Origin of the sequence: Bradyrhizobium sp. SPXBL-02 (genome assembly GCF_051853065.1) — a bacterium.
Classification (GTDB): domain Bacteria; phylum Pseudomonadota; class Alphaproteobacteria; order Rhizobiales; family Xanthobacteraceae; genus Bradyrhizobium.
The window spans coordinates 7,393,811-7,413,242 of sequence record NZ_CP182474.1; the positions used below are offsets into that span (position 1 = coordinate 7,393,811).

Annotated in this window: 16 protein-coding genes; 2 read left to right on the forward strand and 14 right to left on the reverse strand. The window is 65.2% G+C overall.

Going from position 1 to position 19,432, the window contains the following annotated elements; translation table 11 throughout:
• Nucleotides 1-186: 186 nt before the first annotated feature.
• Entirely contained in the window at nucleotides 187-3,522 is a 3,336-nt protein-coding gene (locus ACNJYD_RS34295) for a PAS domain S-box protein (RefSeq protein ID WP_439364626.1), read from the forward strand.
• 180 nt (nucleotides 3,523-3,702) lie between these two features.
• Here ACNJYD_RS34295 and ACNJYD_RS34300 read toward each other — a convergent pair whose 3' ends face one another.
• From ACNJYD_RS34300 to ACNJYD_RS34355, 12 genes are all read right to left on the reverse strand, one after another.
• On the reverse strand, nucleotides 3,703-4,875 hold the full coding sequence (locus ACNJYD_RS34300) for a thiolase family protein (RefSeq protein WP_172788976.1): 1,173 nt from the start codon (nucleotides 4,873-4,875) through the stop codon (nucleotides 3,703-3,705).
• A 217-nt stretch (nucleotides 4,876-5,092) separates the two neighbouring features.
• Nucleotides 5,093-6,682, reverse strand: a complete 1,590-nt coding sequence (gene serA, locus ACNJYD_RS34305) for a phosphoglycerate dehydrogenase (RefSeq protein ID WP_212259967.1) — start codon at nucleotides 6,680-6,682, stop codon at nucleotides 5,093-5,095.
• A 169-nt stretch (nucleotides 6,683-6,851) separates the two neighbouring features.
• Entirely contained in the window at nucleotides 6,852-8,024 is a 1,173-nt protein-coding gene (locus ACNJYD_RS34310; RefSeq protein WP_260380949.1) for a phosphoserine transaminase, read from the reverse strand.
• A gap of 79 nt (nucleotides 8,025-8,103) precedes the next feature.
• Nucleotides 8,104-8,310, reverse strand: a complete 207-nt coding sequence (locus ACNJYD_RS34315; RefSeq protein WP_439364627.1) for a hypothetical protein — start codon at nucleotides 8,308-8,310, stop codon at nucleotides 8,104-8,106.
• Nucleotides 8,311-8,467: 157 nt separating this feature from the next.
• Nucleotides 8,468-8,932, reverse strand: coding sequence for a GNAT family N-acetyltransferase (locus tag ACNJYD_RS34320; RefSeq protein WP_212259971.1), 465 nt, complete (start codon nucleotides 8,930-8,932; stop codon nucleotides 8,468-8,470).
• 17 nt (nucleotides 8,933-8,949) lie between these two features.
• Nucleotides 8,950-9,540 (reverse strand): glutathione S-transferase family protein, encoded by a 591-nt coding sequence (locus ACNJYD_RS34325; protein ID WP_439364628.1) that lies wholly within the window; start codon nucleotides 9,538-9,540, stop codon nucleotides 8,950-8,952.
• A gap of 70 nt (nucleotides 9,541-9,610) precedes the next feature.
• Complete coding sequence (locus ACNJYD_RS34330) at nucleotides 9,611-10,498, reverse strand: outer membrane protein (RefSeq protein WP_172788711.1); 888 nt, start codon at nucleotides 10,496-10,498, stop codon at nucleotides 9,611-9,613.
• Nucleotides 10,499-10,665: 167 nt separating this feature from the next.
• Entirely contained in the window at nucleotides 10,666-11,499 is an 834-nt protein-coding gene (locus ACNJYD_RS34335) for an outer membrane protein (protein ID WP_172788712.1), read from the reverse strand.
• A gap of 237 nt (nucleotides 11,500-11,736) precedes the next feature.
• Nucleotides 11,737-12,987, reverse strand: a complete 1,251-nt coding sequence (locus ACNJYD_RS34340) for an MFS transporter (protein ID WP_212259977.1) — start codon at nucleotides 12,985-12,987, stop codon at nucleotides 11,737-11,739.
• Between the two features lie 219 nt (nucleotides 12,988-13,206).
• Nucleotides 13,207-14,535, reverse strand: a complete 1,329-nt coding sequence (locus tag ACNJYD_RS34345) for an IS1182 family transposase (protein ID WP_212257604.1) — start codon at nucleotides 14,533-14,535, stop codon at nucleotides 13,207-13,209.
• Between the two features lie 202 nt (nucleotides 14,536-14,737).
• Entirely contained in the window at nucleotides 14,738-16,081 is a 1,344-nt protein-coding gene (gene glmM / locus ACNJYD_RS34350; protein ID WP_260380953.1) for a phosphoglucosamine mutase, read from the reverse strand.
• A 219-nt stretch (nucleotides 16,082-16,300) separates the two neighbouring features.
• Nucleotides 16,301-16,468 (reverse strand): hypothetical protein, encoded by a 168-nt coding sequence (locus ACNJYD_RS34355; protein ID WP_172788715.1) that lies wholly within the window; start codon nucleotides 16,466-16,468, stop codon nucleotides 16,301-16,303.
• Between the two features lie 128 nt (nucleotides 16,469-16,596).
• Here ACNJYD_RS34355 and ACNJYD_RS34360 point away from each other — a divergent pair, with 128 nt between their 5' ends.
• A complete protein-coding gene (locus ACNJYD_RS34360) occupies nucleotides 16,597-17,733 on the forward strand; it encodes an alpha-hydroxy acid oxidase (RefSeq protein ID WP_439364629.1) in 1,137 nt (378 codons plus the stop codon).
• 129 nt (nucleotides 17,734-17,862) lie between these two features.
• On the opposite strand, the gene ACNJYD_RS34365 is transcribed toward ACNJYD_RS34360, so the two are convergent.
• Together ACNJYD_RS34365 and ACNJYD_RS34370 are read right to left on the reverse strand one after the other, a co-directional pair.
• Nucleotides 17,863-18,489: a hypothetical protein gene (locus ACNJYD_RS34365; RefSeq protein ID WP_172788717.1), complete on the reverse strand. Its 627-nt coding sequence runs from the start codon at nucleotides 18,487-18,489 to the stop codon at nucleotides 17,863-17,865.
• 57 nt (nucleotides 18,490-18,546) lie between these two features.
• Nucleotides 18,547-19,386 carry a shikimate dehydrogenase gene (locus ACNJYD_RS34370; protein ID WP_439364630.1) on the reverse strand — a complete coding sequence of 280 codons (840 nt, stop codon included), beginning with the start codon at nucleotides 19,384-19,386 and terminating at the stop codon, nucleotides 18,547-18,549.
• Nucleotides 19,387-19,432 lie beyond the last annotated feature (46 nt).

The following is a 19,432-nucleotide window of genomic DNA, read 5'->3' on the forward strand; positions in this document are numbered from 1 at the left end:
AAATCCCTTGGATGCAACATCGGCTCGGCTTGCGAGGTGGGCGGGATTAAGGTTATCGCCGCTTGGGGGGCGCTTGCGGGCTTTGGGCCGTGGACCTGGTCGCGCCTTCCGGGCGATACTAACCCTTTCTTAAGGCTGTCATTCCCGGCAGCCGCCACACGTGAAGCGTGAGATGCAGCCGGCCTGATGACGCGTTCGGATTTCCAGTTGCGAGGGGTGGGCGATCCGCGGCTGGCCGTGCATGCGAGCTCTGCCCTGCCGGCCTGGCTGTGGTCGACCGACGGCGCGCGCGTGCTGTGGGCCAATCCGGTCGGCGCAAAACTGTTCGGCGCGGCCAACAGCGCAGGGCTCGCGGACAAGGTGTTCGGCCCCGCCGACAGCCATCGCCGCCAGGTCGTCAGGCTCGCCCGGCAGCTGCCGGGAGGCGGCGCCATGCGGCTCGAGCGGCTGCGCGGCTTCGGCGCCCGGCTAGGGGCGCTGATGACCTGTGCTTGCGCACGGCTCGACTTTGCCGATGGCAGCCATGCGGTGCTCATCATCGCGATGGACCCGACGCTGCGCACGATGCCGCTGGTCGAGCGGCTGCATCGGCTGGTCGCCGGCGCCAAGGTGCCGATGGCGGCGTTCGCGCCGGACGGGCTGTTCGTCGGCGCGAGCGAGGCTGCGCACGCCCTGCTCGGCTTCCGCGATCTGTTCGAGGCCGGGCTCGACCGGGCGCGCAGCGATGCGCTGGCAACCGGTCGCGCCGCAACGCCGATCGGCATCGGCCAGATGGTGCTGCAACGGGTCGGCCAAGGCGCCGATGTCGGGCTGGTCGCGCTGATCGAGCCGGCCGCCACCACAGCGGCGCGCGATGCCGCGCCGGAGGTCACGCCCGTCGAGCAGCCGGCCCCAGTGCCGGATCACGCGCAGCCTGCGCTGCCGGATGAGGCGCCGTCTGCGATCGCGCTGTTCGATGCTTTCGCCGAGCCGGCCGAGGCACCGGTCGAGACGAACGCGCCTGATGTCCCCGAGGCGCCCAAAACTCCGGTTGAAAACCAGCCGCAAGCCATTGTGTCGCCGCAGCCCGCGCCGATCAATGCGGGCATGGTCGAGCCGACTTCGGGCCAGCACTCTTCAGGCCATGACTCTTCAGGCCATGACTCTTCGGGCCAGCAAGAGCCGGCCGCACCGCGTCAGCATCCGCTGCGCTTCCTCTGGCAGATGGATGAAGAGGGCCGCTTTGTGCTCGGCTCCGATGACTTCATCCGCCTGATGGGCACGCACACGGCCGCCGGCTTCGGCCGCCCCTGGCGCGAGATCGCCGCGGAATTCTCGATCGATCCCGAGGGACGCGTGGCCAAGGCGCTCGACAGCCAGGACACCTGGGCCGGCATCACAGTGAACTGGCCGGCCGACGGCGGCGAGCACATTCCGGTCGAGCTCGCGGGCCTGCCGGTCTACGACCGCAACCGCAACTTCGCCGGCTTCCGCGGCTTTGGCGTCTGCCGCGATCTCGATGCGCTCAACCGGCTCGAGGCGCTCAGGCGCTTCGAGCTGCTCGTCGAACCGCCGGAGCAGGATCGCTCCACTGAGGCCGTCGCGCCCGATGCGGAGGCCGAGCCTGAAGCGGCGGAAACAGAGGTTGAGGGCGAAGCAGTGGCGGCGCCGCCGCCGATCGCGCCATCCGAGCCCGCGCCGCAAGCCGAGCCCGACCTGCCAGAGCCCACAAGCGAGACGACTTCACACCCAACCGAACTGGACACGCCCGTGGAAACGCCTCCCAATGTCGTGCCGTTCCGCCCGCACGGCGATGCGCGGTCTCCGACGCTGACGCCGGTCGAGAACAGCGCGTTCAACGAGCTCGCGCGGCAATTGTCCGAGCGGCTCGAACGCGAGCGCGAGAGCATCGCCACCGACGCGGCCGAGCCGGTGGCGGAAATCACAGCCGAAGCGCCAGTGCCGGAGGCGCCGCAGGCCGCAGCTGAATGGCTGACCGAGCCGGCAATACCACCGCGCGGGATGAGCGCACGCGACCGCACGCTGCTCGACCTGTTGCCGACGGGCATCCTGATCTACCGGCTCGACCGCCTGCTCTACGCCAATCCCGCCTTCCTCGCGCGCATGGGCTATGACAGCCTGACCGCGCTGGAGCATGCCGGCGGGCTGGACGCGCTCTATGTCGAGCCGGGCGTGTCGGCGGCCAGCAGCACCTCGCAAGGCGGCACGCCTGTCACGATCAGCGCGGCGGTTGCGAATGGCGACGCACCGCTTCCGACGACGGAAGCGCATCTGCACACCATCGACTGGGACGGCGACGGCGCGCATGCGCTGATCTGCGCGCTGCCGGAGGCGGCACCGATCGCCGCGCCTGCCGTTGCGGAGACCGTGGTGGCAGCAGAATCTGATGCAGCTGACGCGGAGCCAGCGGCCGGCGAAGCCGAGGCCGAGGATCTCGCCGCCATCCTCGACACCACGGCCGAGGGCATCGTGATGTTCGATGCCGAAGGCAACATCCACGCCTGCAATCGTAGCGCGGAGGCGCTGTTCGGCTATGACGGCGAGGCGCTGCTGCAGCAGAATCTGCTGACGCTGTTCGCGCCCGAGAGCCAGCAAATCGTCGCCGATTATCTGCAAAGCCTGAAGAGCCAGGACATCTCCAGCCTGCTCGATCACGGCCGCGAGGTGCTGGGCCGCGAGAAGAAGGGCGGCGTGCTTCCGCTCGCGATGATCATGGGCCGCACGCGGCCCGACGGGCCGAACTTCTTCGCCGTGTTCCGCGATCTCTCGCACGCCAAGAAGGGCGAGAGCGAATTGACCCACGCCCGCCGCCTCGTCGACGGTGCGGCGAATGCCAAGGCCGACATGCTGGCGCGGATCAGCCACGAGATCCGCACGCCGCTCAACGCCATCATCGGCTTTGCCGAGGTGATGATCTCCGAGCGCTTCGGCACGCTCGGCAACGAGCGCTACGGCGAATACATGAAGGACATCCGCGCGTCCGGCGAGCGCGTCATCGCCATCATCGACGATTTGCTGGAGCTGTCGCGGATCGAGACCGGCAAGCTCGACCTGAATTTTTCGAATCTGAACCTCAACGACCTGGTCGAAGCCTGCGTGACGGTGATGCAGCCGCAGGCCAACCGCGAGCGCATCATCATCCGCACCTCGCTCGCCCATGCGTTGCCGCAGGTGAGCGTGGATGCGCGCGCGATGCGGCAGATCACCATGAACCTGATCTCGAACTCGATCCGGCTTGCCAGCGCCGGCGGCCAGGTCATCGTCTCGACCGCGCTGACCGACCGCGGCGAGATCGCGCTGCGCATCCGCGACACCGGCCATGGCCTTTCCGAGCGCGAGGTCGCCGCCGCGATGGAGCCGTTCCGCACCCCGCCGCCGGGCGACGCCGCCGACAGCTCGGCGCTGAGCCTGTCGCTGACCAAAGCGCTGGTCGAAGCCAACCGCGCGCGGTTCAACATCAAGAGCGCCGGCCACGGCACGCTGATCGAGGTGGTGCTCGCGCCAGCGCTGGCGGGGGCGTAGGCGCGACGGCTATCGCCTTCGTCCTCCGTCATTGCGAGCGAAGCGAAGCAATCCAGACTGCCTCCGCGGTGAGACTCTGGATTGCTTCGCTTCGCTCGCAATGACGATGGGGATACAGCTCGAGCAAAAAAAAGCACGGCGCTTGCGGCGCCGTGCCCTTTCGCATTGCTGCGGCCTGGATCAGCTGTAGATCTCGAACAGGCCGGCGCCGCCCTGGCCGCCGCCGATGCACATCGTCACCACGCCCCACTTGGCCTTGCGGCGGGCGCCTTCTTGCAGCAGGTGGCCGGTGAGACGGGCGCCGGTCATGCCGAAGGGATGGCCGATCGCGATCGAGCCGCCGTTGACGTTGTACTTGGCGGGATCGATGCCGAGCTGGTCGCGGCAATACAAGCACTGGCTGGCGAAGGCCTCGTTGAGCTCCCACAGATCGATGTCGTCGATCTTGAGGCCGGTGCGCTTCAAGAGCTTCGGAATCGCGAAGACAGGACCGATGCCCATCTCGTCCGGCTCGCAGCCGGCGGTGGCCCAGGCGACGAAACGGCCGAGCGGCTTGAGGCCGCGCTTCTCGGCGTCCTTGGCTTCCATCAGCACCACGGCGGCGGCGCCGTCGGAGAGCTGGCTGGCATTGCCGGCGGTGACGAACTTGCCCGGGCCCTTCACCGGCTCGAGCTTTGCCAGACCTTCCATCGTGGTGTCGGGACGATTGCATTCGTCGCGATCGACGACGTAGTCGACGATCGATTCGGCCTTGGTCTGCTTGTCGACGACCTTCATCTTGGTCTTCATCGGGACGATCTCGTCCTTGAACTTGTTCGCCTGCTGCGCCGCGGCCATGCGGCGCTGCGATTCCAGCGAGAACTCGTCCTGATATTCGCGGCTGAGCTTGTAGCGCTCGGCGACGATGTCGGCGGTGTCGATCATCGCCATGAAGATGTCGGGGGCGACCTTGAGCAGCTCCGGATCGATCGATTCCTTCGGCGAGCCGCCGCCCGGAATCGAGATGCTCTCGACGCCACCGGCGACGATGCAATCGGCGCCGTCGGAGCGGATCGAGTTCGCGGCCATCGCGATGGTCTGCAGGCCCGAGGAGCAGAAGCGGTTCACCGAGACGCCGGCCGTGGTCTTCGGCAGGCCGGCGAGCAGCGCGGCCTGGCGGCCGATGTTCGGCGCGCCATGGGCGCAATTGCCGAGATAGCAATCCTCGACATAGTCCTTCTCGACCCCGGCGCGGTCCACCGCGTGGTGAATGGCGTGGGCCGCGAGCGACATCGGCGGCGTGATGTTGAACCCGCCGCGGCCGGATTTTGCGAGGCCCGTGCGCGCATAGGAAACGATGACGGCTTCACGCATTGTTTTCTCCCTTGTCGAACGATTTTGAACGGAGCGTATTTACGAGGCGTTCTGGCGCCATTGGTACACAGTTTGGCAGGCGCGGGGAAAATAAAACGCCGCCTCCCGGCGAAGGAAGCGGCGTTGTTCCGCGGGTCGGAATATGTCTGTAGAAGGCGAAGGAATTCGACTCTGTTGGCCTGCTGTGTCACCTCTCCCCAGCGGGGAGAGGTGAAGATCAAAACGTCAGCGCCTTGGCCTGCTTGACCTGCGGCAGGGCCTGCACCTTGGCGAGCACGTCGGCCGGTACCACACCGTCAACCTCGACCAGCGCAATGGCATCGCTGCCGGGGGCGACGCGGCCGAGATGGAAGGTCGCGATGTTGATCTTGGCGTCGCCCAGAAGCCCCGCGAACTTGCCGATGAAGCCGGGCTTGTCCTCGTTGGTGACGTAGATCATCGACCTGCCGAACTCGGCATCGACCCGGATGCCCTTGACGTCGACGAGGCGCGGCTTGCCGTCGTGATAGACGGTACCGGAGACCGAGCGCTCCTGGCGTTCGGTCGCGACGGTGACGGTGATCAGGCTCTCATAGTCGCTCTGGGCGGCGCGGACGATCTCGTCCACCACCATGCCGCGCTCCTTGGCGACGACGGGCGCCGACACGACGTTGACCTCGCCGAGCATCGGGCGCAGCAGACCCGACAGCACGGCGGAGGTAATCGCCTTGATCTTCATCTCGGCGACGTGGCCCTCATAGGTGATCTCGACCTTGAGGATGCCGCTCTCGGTGAGCTGGCCGGCGAACGAGCCGAGCTTCTCGGCAAGCGCGATGAACGGCTTCAGCTTCGGCGCTTCTTCCGCCGTGATCGAGGGGAAGTTGACCGCGTTCGAGATCGCGCCGGTGAGCAGGTAATCCGACATCTGCTCGGCGACTTGCAGCGCGACGTTCTCCTGGGCTTCCGTGGTGGAGGCGCCAAGATGCGGCGTGCAGATCACGTTGGGATGGCCGAACAGCACGTTCTTGGTCGCGGGCTCCTCGACGAAGACGTCGAAGGCGGCGCCCGCAATGTGCTTGGCGTTGAGCGCTTCGACCACCGCCTGCTCGTCGACGAGGCCGCCGCGGGCGCAGTTGATCAGGCGCACGCCCTTCTTCATCTTGGCGATCGCCGCCGCATCGATGATGTTCCTGGTCTTCTCGGTCAGCGGCGTGTGCAGCGTGATGAAGTCGGCGCGCTTGAGCAGATCGTCGAGCTCGACCTTCTCGACCCCGATGTCCTTGGCGCGCTCAGGCGACAGGAACGGGTCGAACGCGATCACCTTCATGCGCAGGCCAAGCGCGCGGTCGGCGACGATCGAGCCGATGTTGCCGCAGCCGACGACGCCCAGCACCTTGCCGGTGATCTCGACGCCCATGAAGCGGTTCTTCTCCCACTTGCCGGCCTGGGTCGAGGCGTCGGCCTGCGGGATCTCGCGGGCCAGCGCCAGCATCAGCGTGATGGCGTGCTCGGCGGTCGTGATCGAATTGCCGAACGGCGTGTTCATCACGATGATACCCTTGGCCGTCGCGGCCGGGATCTCGACATTGTCGACGCCGATGCCGGCGCGGCCGATCACCTTCAGCTTCGTCGCCTTCTCGAGGATCTTGGCAGTCGCCTTGGTCGCGGAGCGGATCGCAAGGCCGTCGTAATTGCCGATGATCTCGGCGAGCTTGTCCTTGTCCTTGCCGAGATTGGGCTGGAAGTCGACCTCGACGCCGCGATCTTTGAAGATCTGCACGGCAGCGGGCGAGAGGGCGTCGGAAATGAGAACTTTGGGTTTGGTCATGAGGATGTGTCCTTCACACCCTCCCCTGGAGGGGGAGGGTCGGCGCGAAGCGCCGGGGTGGGGTGAAGCTGCAACAAAGAAAATTGCCGGTGCGCCGTGTGGAGAGATCACCCCACCCCGCCGCACCTGACGGTGCGTCGACCCTCCCCCTCCAGGGGAGGGTAAGAACTTACGCTGCTTTGGCTAGCGTGGCCTTGGTCTCGGCGAAGGCCCAGTCGATCCACTGCGTCAGCAGCTCAACATCCTTTGCTTCCACCGTGGCGCCGCACCAGATGCGCAGGCCCGCCGGCGCATCGCGGTAATAGGCGAAGTCGTAGCCCGCGCCTTCCTTCTCGACGAGGGCCACCAGCTTCTTGCTGAACTCCGCCTGCGCGTCCTCGGAAAGCGAGGTGATCGCGGGATCGGTGAACTTCAGGCACACCGAGGTGTTGGAGCGGATCGAGGCGTCCTTGGCGAGGAAGTCGATCCAGGGCGTCTTCGCCTTCCAGTCGGCGAGCACCTTGGTGTTGGCGTCGGCGCGCGCGATCAGCGCCTTGAGACCGCCGATCGACTTGGCCCAGTTCAGCGCATCGAGATAATCCTCGACGCAGAGCATCGACGGCGTGTTGATGGTCTCGCCGACGAAGATGCCTTCATTGAGCTTGCCGCCCTTGGTCATGCGGAAGATCTTCGGCAGCGGCCAGGCCGGCTTGTAGGTCTCGAGCCGCTCCACCGCACGGGGCGACAGGATCAGCATGCCGTGCGCGGCCTCGCCGCCGAGCGCCTTCTGCCAGGAGAAGGTGACGACATCGAGCTTGGCCCAGTCGAGAGCTTGCGCAAACGCGGCCGAGGTCGCATCGCAGATGGTCAGGCCTTCACGGCTCGCGCTGATCCAGTTGGCATCAGGCACGCGCACGCCGGAGGTGGTGCCGTTCCAGGTGAAGACGACGTCGCTCTTGGGATCGACCTTCGACAGATCGGGGATCTCACCGTAAGCCGCATTGAGCTTGGTGACGTCCTTGAGCTTCAATTCCTTGACGATATCGCTGACCCAGCCCTCGCCGAAGGATTCCCAGGCGAGCGTGGTGACGGGCCGTGCGCCGAGCAGCGACCACAGCGCCATCTCGACCGCGCCGGTATCGGAGGCCGGCACGATGCCGATGCGGTAATCGGCGGGGACCTCGAGCACTTCGCGGGTGAGGTCGATGGCGAGCTTGAGCTTGGTCTTGCCGATCTTCGCGCGATGCGAGCGGCCGAGGGCTGCGTCCTTGAGATTTTGGGCGTTCCAGCCGGGGCGCTTGGCGCAGGGGCCGGAGGAGAAATGCGGCACGTTCGGCCGCGAAGCGGGCTTCGCTACAGTCATGATCTACCCTTCCAGATAGTAAGCCTCCCGTTGGGGGGAGGTGTCCCGCCGCGGCTGATACGGGAATCGGGAAGGTCCGTCAAGGAAGTTCGGGGGCCCCACGCGCCAATGATGGCGCTTCCGGTGCAATATCAGGGGATTCGACGACAGCGAGCGCATTCAGCAAGTCCGTGGCTTCGCTGATCAATTGCGCGGCCTTGCGGCGGCTGCCGACCTTCAAAATGCATTTGTCATTGGCCTGCACGACGTAATCGTTGCCGACCTTGATGATGGAATAGCTTGTCATCGAAATCCCCGAACCGACCGAGCTCGGTGCCTGACGCTGCGTAGCACCGTTCGTTCCTTCATCAACGTGAACGACGGCTGGGTAGTTTACCGGCTCTTAACATGAACGAACGCGCGATCCGATTTCGCTGATTGCGCAACGGCCGCGTGGTGCTGCATCAAAAGCGGACAGTCATGCCGACGTGACTCGCCGCAAAACCGAGCCGCTCGTAGAAGCGCTGCGCATCGACGCGCGTCTGATGCGTCAGAAGCTCGACCAGATTGCAGCCCCGCGCCTTTGCTTCCGTCACGGCCCATTGCACCAATCGCTCGCCGATGCCGCGGCTGCGGCAATCAGCGGCAACGCGAACGTCCTCGAGCAGGCCGCGAATGCCGCCCTGCGAGCTGATGCCCGGCAGGATCGCCAGCTGCAGGCAGCCGACCACCCTGCCCTCGCTCTCGGCGACCACCAGCGTGAGATTCGGATCGCGCTCGACCCGCGCGAATGCGTCGTAATAGACGGCGGGCAACGGATCCTCCACGCGCTCGCGCGCGCGGCCGAGATGATCGTCGGCGAGCATCGCGACGATCGCGGCGACGTCCTCGCGGCGCGCGGGACGGATGGAGACCGTTTCGGCACTCATGTCAGACAGCTCCGGATTCAACGCGCCGGCAGTAGGCCGAGAAACGCTTCGACTTCGCCGATCCAGCGGCGGACGGACGCATAGCGGCCGAGGTCGAAGGCGCCTTCATGCGCGAGGCGGGTATAGGCGAGCAGCGACACGTCGGCGAGCGACACCTCGTCACCGGCGAAGAAGCGGCTGGATGAGAGATGTTGCTCCATGCGATCGAGCGCCGCATAGCCGCGCTTAACCTTTTCAGGATCGAGCTCGGAGGCGTCCTTGCCGAGATAGACCATGAGGAAGCGGCACACCGCGATGTAGGGCTCGTGGCTGTACTGCTCCCAGAACAGCCATTCGTCCATCTTGGCCGCCGTGAAGGCGTCGCGCGGAACGAGCGCGCTGTCGCGGGCGAGATAGCGGATGATGGCGTTGGACTGCGCCAGCGTGCGGCCGTCGCCGAATGCAACGGTCGGCACCTGGCCGGCGCCGTTCATCTTCAGGAATTGCGGCGTGCGCGTCTCGCCCTTGCGGGTGTCGATCTCGATCCACTGGTAGGGCAATGCGAGCTTGTCGCAGACCCACTTCACCTTGAGACAGTTTCCGGAATTGCTGTCGCCATAGATCTTCATCGCTGCCGCCCCGCTTTCGGAACGACAGAGCATCAGGGGGCGAGAAACTTGTCAACCAGGCAGGAAGGGCTCAAAACTTGTAGCCGAGGCCGACATGCGCGTTGTTCAGCGTCACCGACGTGTTCATGACGGGCGAGAACTGCACGTACTCATATTCAATTCGCGCGAACAAGCCACCCCACAGGCAATATTCGAGTCCGATGCCGGCGGTCCAGCCGACCACGAAGGCGTTGGTCTTGTGCTGACCCTGCGTTTGCGACTGAGCTGGAACGGGATTAGTCGTTCCTGGCACGATTATGGTGTTACCCAATAGGTCTGTCGTGGTCGTATCGGTACGCAGGGTTACGTTGCTGGATACCGTGCGGGAAACATCCATACGGCCGACGGCAGCGCCGCCGAAGACATACGGCATGAAGTCACCACCATCCCAGCCCATGCGCCCACGCAACGTGACCATATCCTTGACTTGAGCCGTGGCGGCCCCGGTCAGAGTCACGTTCCAATGATTGAAGGCACCTGGCGGCACCGTGTCGCCAGGCGGGTTGATGATGTCGAGAGCGTTGGAGCCGGTCGACGCGGTCTTGAGGTTGTTGAAGTAGGTGTAGGTACCTTCGAGACCAAGCACCGCGTCGTACCATTGCCAGTTGCGGCCAACGAACCCACCGAAATTCGTGCTCTGTGCCGTGTTCTTGCTGAGGAGCGACCATGACGCGGTCGGCTGCTGAAGCACGCTGTCACGAAAGATGTAGTTGGTCAGGCCGACCACGCTCTGGCCGAAATCGGTCGAGTCGGTCGTGTAACCGAAGTGACCGCCAGCGTAGGGGCCATCCCAATTACGGGTCGTCTTCGACAGACCGTCGGTGAAGCCGCCGCGCAGCACGGGCAGGTCCGGCATGTCAGCCGCTTGCGCGGCCGATACCGTCCCCAACATCGCCGCTGCCAACACCAGCCTACGCATCACCACGCTCCATCGGACTCGAACTGTTGCGATGATCATCGCCCGTTAACCTTAACCAATGGTTGCGGCGGGCGCTTTGGTCGATGCTCGCCATGAAAAATACGCAAAGCAAAACGGCGCGGGATGATCCCGCGCCGTTAAGAAGTCCTAACCGATCCGCCTTCCGATCAGCCCTTGGTGACCAGCGGCGGCGGCGGCACGTAGGCCGGCGGGCTGTTGAGATCCCAGCGCACACCGAGCTTGACGTCGTGCGAGGTGAGCTCCTTGATCTTGATCGAGGTCGGGCCGGAGGCGCTGTTGTCGAACAAGCGGAAGTTGCCGGGCGCCGCATCGCCGAGATTCATGTAGCTGTAGGCCAGTTCGACGGTGAACCCGGGATTGACCTTGTAGGCGAGACCGGCATGAGCGGCCCAGGCGAAGTTCCACTTTCCGTTATCGGCGAAGTAGGCGACGCTGTTGCTGAGCAGCGGGTTGAAGGACACGCCGTCGTCCCGGAAGCCGCTGATCTTGTTGTAGGAGCCGCCGACGCCCGCGCCGATGAACGGCGTGACGCACCACCAGGTGCCGAGATCGACATAGGCGTTGGCCATCACGACCCACTCGGACTTGCTGCCGGTGTAGTTGTTAACGCCCACGAAGCCGGGCCCAACGACGTTATCGCTGCCGTGCAGATTGGCTTTGCCGCGGTACTGGCCGATCACGTCGGCGCGGAACCAGTTATTGAAGCGATAGCCGACGCCGAGATCGAACAGCGGGGATGAGTCGAAGCCGAGGCCCTCTGTCGTCTTCGTGAACCCTGCCGGCAGGGTGCTCTCGATGCGCTTGGCGCTCTGGTTGGTCATGCCGATGTCGCCGCGCAGATACCAGCCGCCGAAGTCGGCGGGCGGAGCCGGCGGCGCGTACATGGGAGGGGGAGCGGCGATCGGCATGTCGGCGGCGAACGCCATCGACGAGATCAGGGTCGCCGCACCCGCGGCAAGGAGAGACTTAACGCTACGCATTGGCTTCGTCCTTATGGCCGGTGAGGCAAAATACGGGCGCCTCACGTTCTGGAAACTCACGGGGAGGACGATGCCAACAAATGCTTAAGCGCCACTTAACCCTAATTTTTAAGGTTGATTTTTTCTGACCCTACACGCGCGCGCCGCGCGAGCGTTGCAAAATTGCCGCGCAAAATGCGACATCGGCGCCGCATTCCCTAACGATGTGTGAAGCCGCAACGCGGCAAGAGAGATGCGTTAACGCACGTGCCGCGGCAGCTTGGGCAGGAATACCGCGAGCAGCCCGATCGCCGGCAGCCAGGCGCAGACCTGGTAGACGAACTCGATCGAGGTGTGGTCGGCGAGCTTGCCGAGCACGGCCGCACCCAGGCCCCCGATGCCGAAGGCGACGCCGAAGAACACGCCGGAGATCATGCCGAAGCGATGCGGCACCAGCTCCTGCGCGAACACGATGATCGACGACGTCGTCGAGGAGATGATCAGGCCGATCGCGACGCTGAGCACGGCGCTGGCAGCGAGCCCGGCATAGGGCAGCGCCAGGGTGAACGGCAGCGCGCCGAGGATCGAGATCCAGATCACGATCTTGCGGCCGAAGCGGTCGCCCAGGGGACCGCCGAGAAACGCACCGACCGCGTTCGCCGCGAGGAAGACGAAGAGATAGATCTGGGCCGCCTGCGTCGACACGCCGAAACGGTCGATCAGGTAGAAAATGTAATAGCTCGACAGGCTCGAGACGTAGAGCTGCTTGGAGAACAACAGCGCGACCAGCACGAGAAGCGCGAGCGCGACGCGACGCGAGCTCGGCGCGCCCGGATGGGTGTCGGCGGCCGCCGCCTGCTTCGTCGTGATCTGCGGCGCGTACCAGCGCCCGATGCGCCAGAGAATGAGGATCGCGAGAAACGCGATCGATGAGAACCAGGCGATGCTGCCCTGCCCGAACGGCACCACGATCAACGCAGCGAGCACCGGCCCCATCGAGGTCCCGAAACTGCCGCCGAGCTGAAACACCGATTGGGCAAAACCATAGCGGCCGCCGGAAGCGAGCCGCGCGATGCGCGCCGATTCCGGGTGAAACACCGCCGAGCCGAGTCCGACCAGCGCGGCGGCAACGAGAATGACGAGATATTGGTGCGCGACGCTGAGCAGCAGCAGGCCGAAGAAGGTCGAGGCCATGCCGACCGCCAGCGAATAGGGCTGCGCCTTCTTGTCGGTGTAGTGCCCGACCACCGGCTGCAGCAGCGAGGCCGTGAACTGGAACGCCAGCGTGATCATGCCGATCTGCGCGAAGTCGAGCGCGTAGGTGTCCTTCAGGATCGGATACACCGAGGCGATCAGCGACTGCATGGTGTCGTTGAGGAAGTGCGAGACGCTGATGCCGGCGAGCACGAGGTAAGCCGGCCCCGCCGCCTTGGCAGCGGCCGGCGCCACGTCGGCGACGACGACGGGCTCGGTCAGCGTTTCCTCGGAGACGACGACAGGCTTGTTCAAGGCGGCAATCCCGGCGCGGCCGTTTGCCGCGAGGTGCTGATTACGATGCAAGCAACAGTCAAACCACAGTCAATCGCAAATGGCTGGGATGCGCGAGGCCCTCTCCGCGAGTCGGATATCGTAGAGCCTGTGAGCCAATTCGTTTTGTTTCGGCTTCGGCATCAAGGGGTGGTATCGCCCCTTGATGGGGGAAGCCGGCGGCGTCAGGCTGTTGGTTATCTATGCTTTTGCGAGACGATGCCCTTGCAGGATGTTGTTGGTGAGGGCGTACCAGAGCACGACGGCACGGACCTTCTCGATGCCGCGCACGGTCAGTTGCCTGAGGTCCCAGTTGCGCCAGCGGGCATGGATGCATTCGCAGATGGTACGGGCCTGGTACTGTGCCTTGCCGGCTTCGCTGGCCATGCGAGCACGCCAGGCCGCTATGCCAGGACCGTCGCTGCTCCGGGGTAAGAAGGGATCGACACCGCTCCTGGATTGGGGCGGTGGACAGTAAACCTCGATGCCCTCGCCATGCGCCCATTCGATGTCGTCGCCAGTGCAGAACCCGCCATCGGCGAGGTAGCGGCGTGGCAAGCGCTTCAGCCGAGCGCGCGTTCGCTCCAGCATCGGGCGCATCAAGCCACGATCTGAGCCGCTGTTGTCGACATCGATCGCGACCACGATCAGTTCGCCAGCCGCGCTAGCCACCTGCACATTATAGGCCGGACGGAAGCCGGCATCGGCCATCTTCATCACCCTGGCCTGCGGGTCGGTGGTGGAGGCCCGAGGCTCCTTCGGCTTCTTGCCATTGCCGCCCTTGTCGTCGAGCTGTTTTCGCTTGCGCTTGATCTCGGCCAGCGCGGCCTGCGCGGCTTGCACCCGCTCGCTGCGTTCGCGCGCCGCCCGCTCTTTGGCGGCCCGGATCCGCCGATTGCTGGCTTCCGGGTCCGCATCGACCTCGCGCTTGAGCTCTTCCACAATGGCCTCGGCCTGCGCCATCTGCCGATCCAGCGTCGCCTCCCGCCGGAAAGATCCGGTCCCGGCATTCGCTCGTATCCGCACCCCGTCCTGGGTCAGCTTCTCCAGATCGACCAGCCCTGCCTCGTTCAGGGCCACCAGATGTTCAACCAGCAAACGGTCGAGCAAGTCGGCACAGCCGACCCGGAAGTCCGACAGCCCGTGATGGTTCAACGACACGCCACCGCAGAGCCAGCGGTAGACGTCGTGGCTGTCGCAGAGCCGGTCCAGCGCCCGCGCGCTGCCAACGGCATCGCTCGCGGCGTACAGCCAAAGCGCCAGCAACAACCGTGGCGATGGCGCCGGATGGCCCGGCCTGTTTTCCCGTGCCTTGACGCGATCTTCCAGCTCGCTCAGGTCCAGCCCTTCGACATAAGCCCAGATCACCCGCGCTGGATGATCCTGCCCGATCAGGCTGTCGATATCGACCGCTCGCAATTCGACCTGATTGCGCACAGGCTCGCGCAGCCGAGGTGCGCCTTGCGGCACCGCTTCGGTTCGTGCCGACTGCTCCGGCAATTCACCAAAAAGTCCGTCGTCAGCCATCATCCTCTCCAGCAGATCAGTCTGCCCAGAGAATCACATTCGTCTGACGCGCGGTACAAAAGATTCACAGTCTCGTAGGGTGGGCAAAGGCGCCCTTGCGCCGTGCCCACGATCTTTCCGATACGGCGACAGACGCGTGGGCACGCTTCGCTTTGCCCACCCCACGATGCTCGTCGCTCACCTCTCCTGGAGGGTAAGAGAGACCTTACGCCGCCGCCTGCCCCAATGCCAGAACGATGGTGTCGACGACGTCCTCGACGAGGTGACGGTCCTCGCCCTCGCCCATGACGCGGATCACGGGCTCGGTGCCGGAGGAGCGGATCAAGAGACGACCGTGGCCGTTGAGGCGCTTCTCGCCATCGGAGATCGCCGACTTGACGTCGGAATCGTCGAGCGGCTTGCCGCCCTTGTGGCGGACATTCTTGAGGATCTGCGGAAGCGGATCGAAGCGGTGGCAGACTTCTGAGACCGGACGGCGCAGCTTCTGCACCACGGCGAGCACCTGCAACGCCGCGACGAAACCGTCGCCCGTCGTGGCGTAATCGGACAGGATGATGTGGCCGGACTGCTCGCCGCCGAGATTGTAGCCGCCGTTCAGCATCTGCTCGAGCACGTAGCGGTCGCCGACCGGCGTGCGCACGAGATCGAGCCCCTGCCCTTTGAGGAAGCGCTCGAGGCCGAGATTGGACATCACGGTGGCGACGATGCCGGGACGCGACAGCCGCCCATCCTCCTTCCAGCTCTGCGCGATCACCGCGAGCAGCTGGTCGCCGTCGACGACATGGCCGCGCTCGTCGACCAGGATGACGCGATCGGCGTCGCCGTCCAGCGCGATGCCGATGTCGGCGCGCATCTCGCGTACCTTCTTCGACAGCGCCTCCGGCGAGGTCGAGCCGCAATCCTTGTTGATGTTGAAGCCATCGGGCTCGACGCCGATTGGCACCACGTCGGCGCCCAATTCCCACAGCGCTTCGGGCACCACCTTGTAGGCCGCGCCGTTGGCGCAATCGATCACGACGCGCAGGCCCTCGAGCGAAAGGTCGCGCGGCAGAGTGCGCTTGGCGAACTCGATGTAGCGGTCATGCACGCCGTCGATACGGCGGGCGCGGCCCAAGCTCGCGCTCTGCGCGAGCCGCTTGTCGAGGGATTCGTCGAGCAGCTGCTCGATCTGCCGCTCGACATCGTCGGAGAGCTTGAAGCCCTGCGGGCCGAACAGCTTGATGCCGTTGTCCTCGAACAGATTGTGCGAGGCGGAGATCATGACGCCGAGATCGGCGCGCATCGACTTGGTCAGCATCGCGACCGCCGGCGTCGGCATCGGGCCGACCAGCAGCACGTCCATGCCGACCGAGGTGAAGCCTGCGACCATGGCGTATTCGATCATGTAGCCGGACAGGCGGGTGTCCTTGCCGATCACGACCCGGTGGCGGTGGTCGCCGCGCTGAAACGCAAGGCCCGCGGCCTGGCCGACCTTGAGCGCGAGCTCCGGCGTGATCAGTCCGTTGGCGCGGCCCCTAATCCCGTCCGTCCCGAAATATTTGCGGCTCATATCGTCCCCCAAGCAACAACCAGGGAGTCCCCTCTACAACCACGGGCTGCCCCAACGGGACCCGCATCCCTGATTTGCCGAGGTCTTATAAAGCTATCGCGGCTAACTTGGCTTCAAAAAATATGATGAATCGTTACGGAACCGGCGCCGCGACCGCCCCGATAACATATTGTTAACATTGTAATTCCTGCGTGACCAGCGAAAAGCGGCGGAACTCGCCTAATCCGAGCGCTTCACATGGCTGTCGGCGCGGCTAGGGGCCGGCTGGGTGACATTGACTGGATCTGAGCCCGGGAAGGTCTCCTCCAGTCCCTCTTCCAGCGCCTCCTCGAGATCGTGCTTCTCCTTGATCTCTTCCGGCGAAGGTGGCGCGTGCGGCTTCGTCATGACGCTCTCCTTGGCGCTCTCCTTCCAAAACGTTCTGCAAACGATTTGGCTGTGCATCCAACCATGCTAGATGACCCCGAAATCTTCCGATGCAAGACTGTTGGGACATGACGGGCCGGGGAAACGACATGAAGCATATTACCTGTATCGACGATCTTCGCACGCTGCATCAGCGCCGCGTGCCGAAGGCGTTCTTCGACTATTGCGACCGCGGTTCCTATGCCGAGGAGACGCTGCGCGCCAACCGCGAGGACATGCAGGCGATCAAGTTCCGCCAGCGCATCCTGGTCGACGTCTCCAAGCGCGATACCTCGACCACGATCCTCGGCGAGCCCTCGACCATGCCGCTGATCCTCGCGCCGGTCGGCCTGCTCGGCATGCAGCACGGCGACGGCGAGATCCACGCCTGCCGCGCCGCGCAGGCCGCCGGCATCCCGTTCACGCAATCGACCATGTCGATCTGCTCGATCGAGGACATCGCCGCCAGTGTCGAGAAGCCGTTCTGGTTCCAGCTCTACGTGATGAAGGACCGCGGCTTCATCAAGGAATTGATCCAGCGCGCGATGGCTGCCAAGTGCAGCGCGCTGATGCTCACGGTCGACCTGCAGGTGATCGGCCAGCGCCACGCCGACATCAAGAACGGCATGACGGTGCCGCCCGAATGGTCGCTGTCGAAGCTGCTCGACTTCGCCAGCAAGCCGGCCTGGGTCTCCGGCGTGCTGCAGGGCAAGCGCCGCACCTTCGGCAACATCGCCGGACACGTGAAGAACACCGAGGATCTCAACCGCCTCGCCGAGTGGACCGCCTCGCAGTTCGACACCTCGTTGAACTGGAAGGACGTCGAGTGGGTCCGCAGCATCTGGCCGGGCAAGCTCATCATCAAGGGCATCCTCGACGTCGAGGACGCCGAGGAAGCCGCCAAGACCGGCGCGCAGGCGCTCGTCGTCTCCAACCATGGTGGCCGCCAGCTCGACGGCGCGCCGTCCTCGATCGAGGTTCTGCCGGAGATTGCGGACGCGGTCGGCGACAGGATGGAGATCATGTTCGACGGCGGCATCCGCTCCGGCCAGGACGTGATGCGCGCGCTCGCGCTCGGCGCAAAGTCCTGCATGATCGGCCGCGCCTATGCCTATGGCCTCGGTGCCGGCGGCCAGGCCGGCGTCGCCAAGGCGATCGACATCATCCAGAAGGAGCTGCTCACCACGATGGGCCTGTGCGGCGTCAACCGGATCGACGAGATCGACGATCACGTCATTGCGGTGTGAGTGCGCGGCGGTGCCGTAGGGTGGGCAAAGCGGAAGCGTGCCCACCATTGGTGCGCGAATGAGCGAGAGAGAGCGTGGGCACGGCGCAAGCGCGCCTTTGCCCACCCTACGAATTCAACGCTCGATCATTCACATCGGCGGCGTCAGGCCGTCGCGGCCGACGCTGACACGGCTGGTCTCGAAGGAGCCGTCCGGCAATTGCTTCAGGAAGGCGATCACCTTGGCGCCGGCCTTCAGCTCGGATTTGTCGCCGGGCACGAAGGTCACGACCGGCGTGTCGTCGGCGACGAACACCTTCTTCTCGCCGTCCTTGTACTTGACCAGCAGCGTGTGACCGTCATTGCCGACGACGCTCTCGGCCACCGTCGCATTGGTCATGCTGGAATTGGGCTTGAGGTCCCAGGGCCGCGAGCCTTCGCCGGTGCCGCGCATGGCTTCCGGAAACACGTGCACCTCGACGGCGTTCTGGCTGCCGTCCGGCCCCGGCACGGTGGTCGCGCCGATGAACGAGCCCGGCTTGATGTCGGCGAGCGAGATCTTGGTAACGCCCGACACGTTCACGTCGGAGGCGAGGCGAAGCTTGACCTCCTCACCGCTGCGCGACTTGACCTGCATGGTGTCGCCATTGACGCTTTCGATGGTGCCGCGCACGCGCGTCGGCACCGGCGCCTTCTGGGCGAAGGCGCAATAGGTCGAGACGGCCACCATCGCGACGGCGATCAGCGGACGTGTGAAAGTTGCACGTTGAACAGACATGACGGTCTCCGATTGTCCCCAGGAAGAGAGAACTCCGAAAGACCCCGCACTATTCTCTCAAGACTTCGTGAGATCGGCCTCGATTAACGTGCGCAGCTCGGCCGTGACCTCGGGCCGCCGCCCGAACCACAGCTCGAAACCGCGCACCGCCTGATGCAGCAGCATGCCGAGCCCGTCGGCGGTCTTCAGGCCGCGCGCCATGGCCGCGGCGAGCAGGGGGGTCACCAGGGGAACATAGACGAGGTCGGCGACGACGGCGTCTTGCGGCAGGCGCGCGACGTCGATATCGAGCGAAGGCTGGCCATGCATGCCGAGCGAGGTCGTGTTCACGAGAAGTCTTGCGCGCGGCAGCACGTCCCCGATCGCATCCCACGGCAGCGAATGCACATTTGGTCCGAACTGCCTTGCCAGCGTCCCGGCTCGCGCAAGGGTGCGATTGGCGACATGAACGCAGCTGATGCCGCGTTCGAGCAGGCCGAACACGACCGCACGCGCGGCGCCGCCGGCGCCCAGCACCAGCGCCTCTTCCGCCATGTCCCAGCCGGGCGCGCTGGCGTCGAGATTGTTGATGAAGCCTTCGACATCGGTGTTGGTCGAGCGCAGCTCGCCCTCCGCAAACCACAGCGTGTTCGCAGCGCCGACGGCCCGGGCGCGCGCGTCGGGGGTCGACAGCGCCAGCACGGCTTCCTTGTGCGGGATGGTGATGTTGGCACCGACGAAGCCACGCAGCGACAGCCGCAGCACGAAATCGCGCAGATCCTCAGGCGGCACCGCCTCGATGACATAGCCGCCCTCAATGCCGAGCGTGCGCAGCCAGTGACGGTGGATCAGCGGCGAGCGCGAATGCGCGGCCGGCCATCCGATCAGACAGGCTGCGGGGATCCTGGACGCGGTCATCTTTCCCTCGGGTCGTTTCCGAGGCGATCCATTTCGCGTCGCGCCC